Consider the following 10,896-nt stretch of genomic DNA (forward strand, 5'->3'; position numbering starts at 1 on the left):
TTAGTTTAGTAGTAATATAAAACTAAACAGTTTAGTTTTTCAAAAAAGGGATGCTATGCTGCAACACTTGAAATCGGAAGGTGCTTTTTCCCCACAATCAATTTTCTGTCCATCGATCGCGATCGCCATGCTTGCAGCTTTCGCTGTAGGTGGAATCAGTGTTTATACTGTGCAGCAATCGCGGAGTGGGGAATTGAAGAAGGCGCAGCAACAAGTAATTCAAGTGCCACAAGTAAAAACAGTCACAGCCTTGGGCAGATTAGAGCCAAAGGGAGAAGTAATTAAATTATCTGCACCAGCATCGGCAGAAGGAAGCCGAGTCGAACAATTACTGGTGAAAGAAGGAGATACGGTGAAAGCAGGGCAAGTAGTGGCGATTTTAGACAGTCGCGATCGCTTGGGTGCTGCCTTAGAAGAAGCCAAAGAAGCCGTGCAAGTAGCCAAGGCGAATCTTCAGCAAGTGAAAGCAGGGGCTAAACAGGGCGAAATTGCCGCCCAAACAGCGCAGGTTGACCGCCTCCAAGCACAACGAGGTACAGAAATAGTAGCCCAAAAAGCAACCATCGCTCGTCTAGAAGCAGAAAAAAATACAGAAATCGAGGCACAAAAAGCAACTATTGCGAAGTTGCAAGCAGAGCTAGATAATGCTCAAGCAGAATACCAACGCTATCAAAGCCTGTATCAAGAAGGTGCGATTTCTGCATCCTCACAAGACAGTAAGCGTTTGACTTTGCAAACGGCACAACAACAATTAGCAGAGGCAAAAGCTAACCTCAAACGCATTCAAGCATCCCGCCAAGAGCAACTAGCAGAGGCGAAAGCTAACCTAGAACGTATCCAAACAACCGGAGAAAAACAAATAGAAGAAGGCAAAGCCACCTTAAATCGCATCGCCGAAGTACGTCCGGTGGATGTAGCAGCAGCCCAAGCTGAAGTGAATAAAGCTACAGCTGCGGTGAAAAGAGCAGACGCGAATTTGCAACAGGCTTATGTGCGATCGCCCCAAGCTGGTCAGGTTTTCAAAATATATACCCGTCCGGGTGAATTGGTGTCTAATGACGGCATCGCCGAGATTGGGCAAACCGGTCAGATGTATGCAGTTGTAGAAGTTTACCAAAGTGACGTCAACAAAGTGCGTCCCGGTCAAAAAGTGCGGTTGGATAGGATCGCGCAAATTGACCAGGGTAAAACCGTTACCACTGAAATCGAACGCCGCACAATTACCGTTAGCGGCTTATTTAAAGTCGGGGCTTCCTTTATTGCTGATGGTAGCTTGATTACCAGCGATCAAAACTTTTTGCGATTGTTTCCCAGACGAGAAGCAAGCAGTATCAATCTAGGATTGATTCAAATCCAACCAGGCTATGACCCCCAGCAGGTAGCAACAGCCTTAAGAACTTATCTTAGCAATGAAAAAGATGTCAAAGTTCTGACCAAGGAAGAATTTATCAAATTTGAAGAATATTACTGGCAAACCAACACCGCGATCGGTTTTATCTTCAGTCTGGGTGTATCAATGGGATTCATAGTAGGGGTGATTATTGTTTATCAAGTTCTCTCCACTGATGTAAATGCCCATATGAAAGAATACGCCACTTTCAGAGCAATGGGCTATCGCAGCCGCTATTTGCTGGGTGTGGTATTTGAAGAAGCAATTATTATGGCAGTGTTAGGTTTTATACCGGGATTTACTATATCTATGGGACTCTACGCTCTAACGCGGAGTGCCACTAATTTGCCACTATATATGACCCTAGCACGAGCATTTCAGGTACAGATACTGACCGTAATTATGTGTATGATTTCGGGGGCGATCGCAACTCGCAAAGTCTTAGCCGCTGACCCCGCAGATATGTTTTAACTTGGTCATTTGTCATTGGTCATTAGTTATGAACCACTAACTACTAACCACTAACTACTAACCATTATGGTCATTTCTATCCAAAATCTCAATCATTACTTCGGTAAAGGGCAACTCCGTAAACAAGCCCTATTTGATATCAACTTAGAGATAAACGCTGGTGAGATTGTGATTATGACAGGCCCGTCTGGCTCTGGCAAGACTACATTACTTACCTTAGTAGGTGGATTGCGTTCTGCCCAAGAAGGGAGTTTGCGAGTGTTGGGAAGAGAACTCTGCGGTGCAAATGACAAAGCGCTGACTCTGGCGCGACGCAGTAATGGTTATATTTTCCAAGCACACAACCTACACGGTAGCTTGACAGCTGTGCAAAACGTCAAAATGGGGTTAGAACTGCACGATAGTCTTTCTCCCAAAGAAATGCACGCCCGCGCCGCCGAGATATTAGAAATGGTGGGATTGGAGAATCGTCTCAATTATTACCCAGATGACTTATCGGGTGGACAAAAACAACGGGTGGCGATCGCTCGGGCATTGGTGAGTCATCCTAAAATAGTCCTTGCGGATGAACCTACCGCCGCTTTGGATAGTAAATCTGGTCGAGATGTGGTCAACCTGATGCAAAAACTTGCAAAAGAGCAAGGCTGTACGATTCTTTTAGTGACTCATGACAACCGGATTTTAGATATAGCCGATCGCATTGTTTACATGGAAGATGGCAAGTTAGCAAATGCCCCTGTTGCAGCCTGATTTGTGGGGGTAAGGCTGAAATCCTTGCTTAAAAAGATTTTTACGTGTGTATCTTTTTCGGTGTAATTTTAATAAAACATAGCAGTAAGCCCAGAGAAAGATTTTGGGCTTAAGATTACTGGAATCGACTCGATTCTTCTGTGCAGAGCGAAAGGATTGCCTGTGTTTGTGCAGATTAAGACACAGCGCAACACACTCACGGGAAGTCAAGTACCCAGAGCGAGGCGTGAATTAGAGCTTCATCAGCACCGACTTTTTGCAGCAGCTTTTTGCACGGGTGGTAGTTGGACATTTTCAAGCACGAATATTCCTCGTGTTTGCGGAGCTGAATTTTGGACTATGGTTGAACTTGACTATGAGTTGCTGAAGTTTCATGTAAAGCAAATGATACTCAAAATTCAAAAATAACACACAACAAACTACACATAATCTATAGGAGAGGGCAACATGCGACGAATTACAATTATAGGAGCAGGTCAAGCAGGTCTACACTTAGGAATTGGTCTTGTTGATGCGGGTTATGAAGTAACATTATTTAGCGATCGCACTCCAAAAGCGATCCTCTGATTTATATACCACTAAGATGACTGTTCTACCCGATGTCGGCGAAATAATTCAGTTTCCGTTTTACGCTAAGGACAAATTTGCTGCTTATGCGCTTGCCTTTACTAATAGTCAAGCAAATCAACTTTGCTTGGTTGAACATTAAATCTCTCTGGAAATATTGCTCTTTTACCTGTTTTGTAGCTGGTGACAATTAGAACACAGAATTAACATCATGATGATTACTTTATACACCGCACCGTCTCTATGGGGGCTACCCAGCATTAGCCCAGCCTGTATGAAGCTCGAAACCTGGCTGCGGATGGCAAAGCTTCCTTATAAAGCTGAAATCACTACAGTCCAAGAGTTTGCAGCAGCACCAAAGGGCAAGGTTCCGTTCATTGACTATCAAGGAAAACTTGTCGGCGATTCCACTTTAATCATCGAGATGCTGAAGGAAAAAGAAGGGATCGATCTTGATGCAAACTTAACTTCTGCCGAACGAGCCATTTCCCTTGCTTTTCGCCGAATGCTCAAAGAAAACACTTACTGGGGAGGAGTTCACATTCGCTACAACATGGCAGAAAACTGGCGACACTATCGAGAAGTGATAGCAAATATTCTCTTCCCTGATGCTCCGACAGCAGAATGGGAACCATTTCTCGAAGGGTTCCACGACAATATTCTCTCTCAGTTGTATGCTCATGGGATGGGTCGTCATAGCAATGAGGAAATCGTCCAGATTATCTGTGCTGATTTCCAAGTACTCTCAGATTTCCTGGCAGATAAACCATTTTTTATGGGAGAGGAACCCACAACTTTAGATGCAACTGCCTATGCATATATTGGCAATTTCATTAAGCCACCTTATGGAAGCCCAATTGTAGAGTATATTTTGCAGCTGTCGAATCTCTGCCAGCACTATGAGCGAATGAATCAGAAGTTTTTTAGCGATCGCTTGTTAAACCAATCAATTCCCGTTCATTCCTGACTCAGGTTAATCAACTACAGATAGCAGAAGTACAAAAGGAGAATTTCATGGCTCAATACGATTATATGGTGTTGATGGATTGCGTGTTGTTGATGCATCAATTATGCCAATCCTCACTACGGTAAACACTAATACACCCACCATTATGATTGGCGAAAAAGCAGCCGATTTTATTAAAGGTGCAGGGAGGGTTTCACAGCAAGAATCTTTAACAATTGGCGATCGCCTAACAATCTGAAGTACTGCGATCGCTACGCCATACACGCACTGATGCAAACAAAAACTATTGCGGCTATACGTGGGTGCGGTACGGGTAAAAAATTGCAGATTTTTTGCCCGCACATGTCAATACAGCAAAAAACATCATTTATACAGTTTATACACTACTGTTAAAATATTGGTTGACAAAAGAAAAAACTTGTAAAAATCAAAGCTTCAACTCTATATTGTCGAGAATGCCCCATAAAAACCTTGAAAGAGGGTGCAAATGTCTGAATCCAACTTAAATGAATCAGTTTCAATAGATCGGGTTGTGGAGCGCTATGGTGAATGGACTGCTATGTCCATTTACCTTGGTAACGATAAATACACCTTGATGCCTCCTCAAGTTGATTATCGGCTTCGCCGTCTAGTTCAGATCACCTCAGACTTAGTTGGCAAATCGCTGGATCAGCTGCGCGTACTCGATCTTGCCTGCCTCGAAGGTCATTATGGTATTGAGTTTGCCCAGCACGGTGCTGAGGTAGTAGGTATCGAAATCCGTGAAGCCAACCTTGAAAAAGCTCGGTTTGTCAAACATCACCTCAATCTCAACAATCTTCATTTCTATCAAGATGACGTACGCAATCTCAGCAAAGAGAAATACGGCTCCTTTGACGTGGTAATTTGCTCGGGAATCCTCTACCATCTCCAACCGCCTGATGTGTTTGAGTTTGTTAAAAACATCTACAAAGTCTGTGACAGATTGGTTCTGTTTGATACTTTTATCAGTATCAGAGATGACAAGAGTGTTGAATTTGAAGGTAAAACCTACTGGGGCTTAGATTATTGGGAACATGCCGAAGGTGCAACTGAGGAGGATAAGAAACGAGATTTATGGGCTTCGATCAATAATGTCAGTAGTTTTTGGATGACCGAGCCTTCCCTCTGCAATTTAATTGCTAGTGTTGGTTTTACCTCATTTTATGAGTGCCATATCCCGGTAATGCCAAATAACTACCACAGCGATCGCAAAACTTATGTGGCGATTAAAAGTCAACCTGTGAGAGTGCTGTCTTCACCAATCACAAACCAATCTCCCCAAGCAGAAATTCCTGAGCATGAACCGAAAAAGGTTCATTCTGCACAAATTAAACGTGGCCCCATTTTTCGATTTGTTAAAAGAACATTCCCTCAGCCAGTTAAAAACATCATTAAACCTGTTTTACGAGCAGTGAGATTCCTAGAACCTGATAACACCCCAAAATTCCTCAACAAACAAGCTAATCCCAGTAAATAGCCGCGTCAGTAATTCATAAGCGCGATCGCACTTGGTGTCTTAGCGTCTTTGTGTTTAAACCACCAAGACACTAAGACACCAAGTAAAGACTAAATCCGGGACTTGACAAACTTCTCTAACCGATCCATTCCCTTTTCAATCGTTGCCATATCGGTAGCGTAGGAAAGGCGAATGTTGTCATCAGCACCAAAAGCAATACCGGGAATTACTGCCACTTGCTGTTCTTCTAGTAAAGCATCACTAAAATCTAAAGATTTTAGTCCAGTTTTGCTGATATCAGGAAATAGATAAAATGCGCCGTCTGGTTTGGGACAACTCAATCCGGGTATGGCGTTGAGTCTTTCTAGCATTACCTGGCGGCGTTTGGCAAAAGCTTGACGCATTTTTTCTACACAGTCTTGGGAATCTTCCAAAGCTGCGATCGCCCCATATTGGGCAAAGGTACATATATTTGAGGTACTGTGACTTTGGATGGTAGTTGTGGCTTTAATTACGTCAACTGGCCCTGCCAAATAACCAATCCGCCATCCTGTCATTGAGTAAGCTTTGGCAAAACCGTTGCTGATAATTGTACGAGCAAATATTTCGTCTCCCAGCGAACCAATGGTGAGGTGCTTTGCACCGTCATAGAGAATCTTTTCGTAAATTTCATCAGAGACAACAAAGATATCTGCTTCAACTATAATTTCTGCTAGGGCTTTAATTTCCTCTGGCGTGTACACCATACCTGTAGGGTTAGACGGTGAGTTGAGGATAAATAATTTGGTCTTGGGAGTAATTGACTGTCGCAATTGCTCAGGCGTTATTTTATACCCTGTGGATGCAGTTGTAGGAACAATTACGGAAACACCACCAGCGAGCGTTACCATTTCCGGATAACTTAACCAATAGGGAGCAGGGATAATTACCTCGTCACCAGGTTCGATCGCTGCCAGCATTAAGTTAAACAGGGAATGTTTACCACCGTTGGTGACAATAACATTTTCGGCTTTATAATTTAGATCATTCTCGGTTTTTAGTTTCTTGGCGATCGCTTCTCTTAACTTTGGTTCACCAGCAGCAGCACCATACTTAGTCTTGCCTTCATCCAATGCTTTTTGTGCAGCAGCTTTGATGTGCGCTGGAGTATCAAAATCTGGTTCGCCAGCACTGAAACTACAAACATCTATTCCTTCGCCCTTCATTGCCTTTGCTTTCGCTGCGATGGCTAAGGTGATAGAGGGTGTTACTTGACTTACTCGTCCTGCCAGCTTCATTGTCACTAAAATTATCCGTAAATAGGTGTAAAATACATTCAGCTAAGGGAGCCAAATCCCTATGAGCGATTGAAATACAAGATTTCTTGCGATCAAGTTCTCAACTATTCCAGAATATCTCAGAATCCCGATCGAGAATTTGACGTCTTGTCATGATTTCATGAATTAGGGGATATCACCCCTCATCCGATTTCACCGAAAAAGTGCTAAGCATGGCAGATTGACGAAAGAGAGTTTTGTTATAAGCAAGAACTAATTGATATCTGGCTGAAATTAAGGAGGGTTAAACCCTCCTCAAAAATCCAGTCTAAGCAATAGTTACATCTTTTGACAGATAAACATCTTGAATAGCTTGGAATAATTTCACGCCTTCTTCAAAAGGACGCTGAAAGGTTTTGCGTCCGGAAATTAATCCTGTACCGCCAGCGCGTTTGTTAATTACTGCGGTGCGAACTGCTTCTGCAAAGTCGTTTTTACCAGAAGCGCCACCAGAATTAATCAACCCTGCACGTCCGCAGTAACAATTCAGCACTTGGTAACGAGTTAAATCAATTGGGTGATCTGTTGTCAAATCTGAATAAACCCGTTTGTCGGTTTTACCGTAACTGGTACCAGTTGCTTGGGCTACTGCTCCATAACCATTGTTATTTTCTGGTAATTTTTGTTTAATAATGTCAGCTTCAATCGTCACGCCCAAATGATTTGCTTGCCCCGTGAGATCAGCGGCAATGTGATAGTCTTTATCTTGCTTGAAAGCACTGTTACGCAGATAGCACCACAGGATTGTCACCATTCCCAGTTCATGGGCGCGTTTAAAAGCTTGGCTGACTTCCTGAATTTGTCGGGAAGATTGTTCTGAACCAAAATAAATTGTCGCACCTACTGCTACAGCGCCTAAATTCCAAGCTTGTTCGACGGAGGCGAACATAATTTGGTCAAATTGATTGGGATAAGTCAGGAGTTCGTTATGGTTAAGTTTGACAATAAAGGGGATTTTGTGGGCATATTTGCGTGAAACTGCTCCCAATACTCCTAAAGTTGTGGCAACAGCATTACAACCTGCGGCGATCGCCAACTTAACAATATTTTCTGGGTCAAAGTACATGGGATTAGGCGCGAAAGATGCACCCGCAGAATGTTCAATCCCTTGGTCTACTGGCAGAATGGAAAGATAACCAGTGTTGGCAAGTCTGCCTGTGGAATAAAGTAGCTGGAGATTACGCAAAACTTGGGGATGGCGATCGCTGTTTACCCAGACTCGATCCACAAAGTCGGGGCCTGGTAGGTGTAGTAAATCTTTAGAAACTTTGGCTTTATAGGTCAGCAGGTCTTCTGCTTCTTGACCTAACAAGGATTCGATAGAACTTGGTACAGATAAAGTAGTAGCCATAGCATTTTTCCTCAAGACTTCCGTCTTTTATGGTGGCTATGCTTAGCGTAGCGTATGTACCTCTTAAGATATAAGTACGTGGTTATAAGGTATAGAGTTAATTTTGTTTTAAACATCCGCAGAGATTGAAAAAGGCGATCGCCTGCAAACAGTCAAAACTTCAGTTATCTATAAGCATTAGGTGTGAAGGAGTTATGCGAGATGGAAAAAAGAGTTTATTATGACTATATTGTTGTTGGTGCGGGATCGGCGGGAAGCATAGTTGCCTCAAAACTTGCCGCTCGTGACTCAGGTATAAGTATTCTCACGATCGAAGCTGGAAAGGCTCCAGATAACCCACAGATGTGGACACCAAGCGACTGGTTTGAAGTTTTGCAGAATTGTCCTGAAATTGAGTGGGGATATCAGTCAAAAACAGCTTGCTTATGTACAGAATGAAGTGATTCAAAACCAAATTGAAGTTTGCGATCGCAGCTGGCATTTTATTTACGACTCAATTCTCGGCAGATTAATGGCACGTAAGAACGCTGGCTGTTTGAGGGTGTGTTTGGCTGATTTAATTAGTATCGATGTTTAAGCAATAATTCTCAAATGATACTACAAAAAATTAATTATTATAATATATTTTTGAAATCAAAAGAGCCGTTTTATACAATCTTGATAAAAAGAGTGCGTATTTAAACCTAAATATCATAAAAATTTTGGATAAACAAGTTCAGAATAATATTAAGCACATATATAATTTACAAATTTGCAGTGTAAGAGAAACAACTCTTACACAAGGGGTGTTAATAGCCAAGTGGACATTTCATAAAAATCTTCCAGATTCAAATAAACTGAGTTTCTTTGAATAAAGAGGTTATAAAAAACCAAATCATCTCGCAAAATTTATTTGGTGAGCCACTGGAGTATGTCATTAATGATGAAGAGTAACTTGATTTCCATATTCTGAGTTTTACGTACTTTGGGGTATTTTTAGCTCCTCATAAATTAATGATATAAACTACTAGTCAAGTTTTCAGATGATTAGCATTAAATTATTAAATAAATAAAATTTAAATAATTCAGGTTATTTATTTAATAAATTAAGATGCCGACATTCGACTTATGTGTACAGTCTCTTTCTGTAGATAGCCCTAAATAGAAACCGAGAAAAACTACTAAAACAAGCATAAATTTTGTCTTTTAGTAGATGTTTAACCAGATACCGCGTCGCTAGTAAACTACTGTAAAGTCACTACCCAAGTAACTGCAAATAATCTGAACACTATGCGACTATATACGCTAATAGAAATTGAGCAGTTCCAACAAGACCTTCCCTATTTAATTGAAATAATGCAATGGGTTAAAAGTTTTTTAGCAAAACATCATCCAGATTTAGGTAGAACTGGCCCTGTTTGCCCTTTTGTGCCGCAATCGCTCAAGTCCAATAACATTCACTTTAAAGTTATTCATACAAAAGATTTAGAACCACAACAAATTGAAGAAATTGTGATCCAGCACCGACAGCTTTTTCTAGAAACAGAACCGCGTGAAAAACAAGCTGCTTTGTACAAAACATTTTTACTGATATTTCCTGATATTACTCTCGATGATACTTGCAAATTCATCGATAGTGTCCAAAAAAAACTTAAACCCTCTTTTGTGGAATTAGGGTTGATGCTAGGAGAATTTCATAAGCGTACTGAAAGCCCAGGACTGCATAATTCTAAGTTCCGTCCACTCCGAAGTCCTATTCCTATGTTGGCTATCCGCTTTATGGTCGAAAGTGATTTACCTTTTCTCATCAATATGGAAGAACCACATTTACGTATTCAATTTCTTGAAAGTTATTTAAAGTATTTTGAGCATGAGATTAAAGATGAGAGCCAGCTAAAAAAAGTGCATCAAGAGCTGATACTAGCACGAGAGCATCTAATATCAAGTCCGGCTAATTCATGTTCATTAAAAACCCTCACTCCTGCCCCTCTCCCAAGTTGGGAGAGAGGGGTGAGGGCAGATACGATAACTAATCAAACGGATTTGATATAACTCATCAAGAAGTTGATTTATTACAGACTTATGTATAATTAGTATTGCTTCCACAACCAGCGTAATAAGCTGTAATCAGCTGATGTTTAATTATAAAGTGACTGTGAATTTCAGTAACTAGTACCGCTACCGAGTAAGTCAATAGTCACGCATTTAGAAGAATTGTATTCTGGACTTTTTTGCTATTTTAAATGGTAGTTTTATTTCCGCCATTCTGCACTAGTATTCATTCTGTGAAATTTGGTGACTCAGTCGATTTATATAGTGAGTAATTCTATTAATATCAATAAATATGCAAATAAAAAATAGTAACTCATACAATCATCAAAATTATTCGATTCATAGTCAGACTCAGAGCAACAAATCTCAGATCCAACAGGAGTGGAATGACAGCCATGCATATACTAAACATCTGTGCGTGCATGAAATTTTTGAAAAGCAAGTTGAACGCACACCTGATGCAGTGGCGGTAGTATTTGAAGATGAACAACTTACCTACAGGCAGTTAAACCAAGAGGCGAACCAACTGGCACACTACTTACAGAGTTTGGGAGTAGGGCCAGAAGTACTGGTGGG

10 protein-coding genes and 3 pseudogenes are annotated in these 10,896 nt (G+C 41.3%); 11 read left to right on the top strand and 2 right to left on the bottom strand.

Translation table 11 applies throughout. The features are described 5' to 3' along the window. Window positions 1-55: 55 nt before the first annotated feature. The 7 genes and pseudogenes from HXY43_RS26915 to HXY43_RS01090 all read left to right on the top strand — a co-directional run. A pseudogene (locus HXY43_RS26915) lies at window positions 56-1,159 on the top strand (biotin/lipoyl-binding protein); the annotation flags it as partial. A gap of 6 nt (window positions 1,160-1,165) precedes the next feature. Continuing rightward, window positions 1,166-1,861 (top strand): annotated as a pseudogene (devC, locus tag HXY43_RS26920) (ABC transporter permease DevC); the annotation flags it as partial. Window positions 1,862-1,927: 66 nt separating this feature from the next. Continuing rightward, the gene (locus tag HXY43_RS01070) at window positions 1,928-2,611 is read left to right on the top strand and encodes a DevA family ABC transporter ATP-binding protein (RefSeq protein WP_290878862.1); all 684 of its coding nucleotides are present in this window, start codon (window positions 1,928-1,930) and stop codon (window positions 2,609-2,611) included. Between the two features lie 168 nt (window positions 2,612-2,779). Continuing rightward, the gene (locus HXY43_RS01075) at window positions 2,780-3,019 is read left to right on the top strand and encodes a hypothetical protein (RefSeq protein ID WP_290878865.1); all 240 of its coding nucleotides are present in this window, start codon (window positions 2,780-2,782) and stop codon (window positions 3,017-3,019) included. A gap of 370 nt (window positions 3,020-3,389) precedes the next feature. Then, on the top strand, window positions 3,390-4,145 hold the full coding sequence (locus HXY43_RS01080) for a glutathione S-transferase family protein (RefSeq protein WP_290878866.1): 756 nt from the start codon (window positions 3,390-3,392) through the stop codon (window positions 4,143-4,145). Window positions 4,146-4,203: 58 nt separating this feature from the next. Then, a pseudogene (locus HXY43_RS01085) lies at window positions 4,204-4,383 on the top strand (GMC oxidoreductase); the annotation flags it as partial. Between the two features lie 249 nt (window positions 4,384-4,632). Next, window positions 4,633-5,643 carry a bifunctional 2-polyprenyl-6-hydroxyphenol methylase/3-demethylubiquinol 3-O-methyltransferase UbiG gene (locus tag HXY43_RS01090; protein WP_290878868.1) on the top strand — a complete coding sequence of 337 codons (1,011 nt, stop codon included), beginning with the start codon at window positions 4,633-4,635 and terminating at the stop codon, window positions 5,641-5,643. An 89-nt stretch (window positions 5,644-5,732) separates the two neighbouring features. Here the strand turns inward: HXY43_RS01090 and HXY43_RS01095 are convergent, their stop codons facing one another. Together HXY43_RS01095 and HXY43_RS01100 are read right to left on the bottom strand one after the other, a co-directional pair. Further along, a complete protein-coding gene (locus tag HXY43_RS01095; protein WP_290878870.1) occupies window positions 5,733-6,899 on the bottom strand; it encodes a pyridoxal phosphate-dependent aminotransferase in 1,167 nt (388 codons plus the stop codon). A gap of 307 nt (window positions 6,900-7,206) precedes the next feature. Further along, complete coding sequence (locus HXY43_RS01100; protein ID WP_290878872.1) at window positions 7,207-8,289, bottom strand: class I fructose-bisphosphate aldolase; 1,083 nt, start codon at window positions 8,287-8,289, stop codon at window positions 7,207-7,209. Between the two features lie 201 nt (window positions 8,290-8,490). Here HXY43_RS01100 and HXY43_RS01105 point away from each other — a divergent pair, with 201 nt between their 5' ends. From HXY43_RS01105 to HXY43_RS01120, 4 genes are all read left to right on the top strand, one after another. Beyond that, on the top strand, window positions 8,491-8,727 hold the full coding sequence (locus HXY43_RS01105; RefSeq protein WP_290878874.1) for a lycopene cyclase family protein: 237 nt from the start codon (window positions 8,491-8,493) through the stop codon (window positions 8,725-8,727). Between the two features lies 1 nt (window position 8,728). Then, window positions 8,729-8,866 (top strand): hypothetical protein, encoded by a 138-nt coding sequence (locus tag HXY43_RS01110; protein ID WP_290878877.1) that lies wholly within the window; start codon window positions 8,729-8,731, stop codon window positions 8,864-8,866. Window positions 8,867-9,558: 692 nt separating this feature from the next. Next, window positions 9,559-10,320 carry a DUF6875 domain-containing protein gene (locus HXY43_RS01115; RefSeq protein ID WP_290878880.1) on the top strand — a complete coding sequence of 254 codons (762 nt, stop codon included), beginning with the start codon at window positions 9,559-9,561 and terminating at the stop codon, window positions 10,318-10,320. A gap of 292 nt (window positions 10,321-10,612) precedes the next feature. After that, window positions 10,613-10,896: AMP-binding protein (locus tag HXY43_RS01120; RefSeq protein ID WP_290878882.1), on the top strand; the 284-nt coding region annotated here is incomplete at its 3' end.

The organism is Fischerella sp. (assembly GCF_013388695.1).
Taxonomy (GTDB): Bacteria; Cyanobacteriota; Cyanobacteriia; order Cyanobacteriales; family Nostocaceae; genus PCC9605.

What these genes read in the sequence shown, in the direction of transcription:
- HXY43_RS01070 (WP_290878862.1), top strand. Translation starts at nt 1,928, where the DNA reads ATGGTCATTTCTATCCAAAATCTCAATCATTACTTCGGTAAAGGGCAA.
- HXY43_RS01080 (WP_290878866.1), top strand. Translation starts at nt 3,390, where the DNA reads ATGATGATTACTTTATACACCGCACCGTCTCTATGGGGGCTACCCAGC.
- HXY43_RS01090 (WP_290878868.1), top strand. Translation starts at nt 4,633, where the DNA reads ATGTCTGAATCCAACTTAAATGAATCAGTTTCAATAGATCGGGTTGTG.
- HXY43_RS01095 (WP_290878870.1), bottom strand. Translation starts at nt 6,899, where the DNA reads ATGAAGCTGGCAGGACGAGTAAGTCAAGTAACACCCTCTATCACCTTA.
- HXY43_RS01100 (WP_290878872.1), bottom strand. Translation starts at nt 8,289, where the DNA reads ATGGCTACTACTTTATCTGTACCAAGTTCTATCGAATCCTTGTTAGGT.
- HXY43_RS01105 (WP_290878874.1), top strand. Translation starts at nt 8,491, where the DNA reads ATGGAAAAAAGAGTTTATTATGACTATATTGTTGTTGGTGCGGGATCG.
- HXY43_RS01115 (WP_290878880.1), top strand. Translation starts at nt 9,559, where the DNA reads ATGCGACTATATACGCTAATAGAAATTGAGCAGTTCCAACAAGACCTT.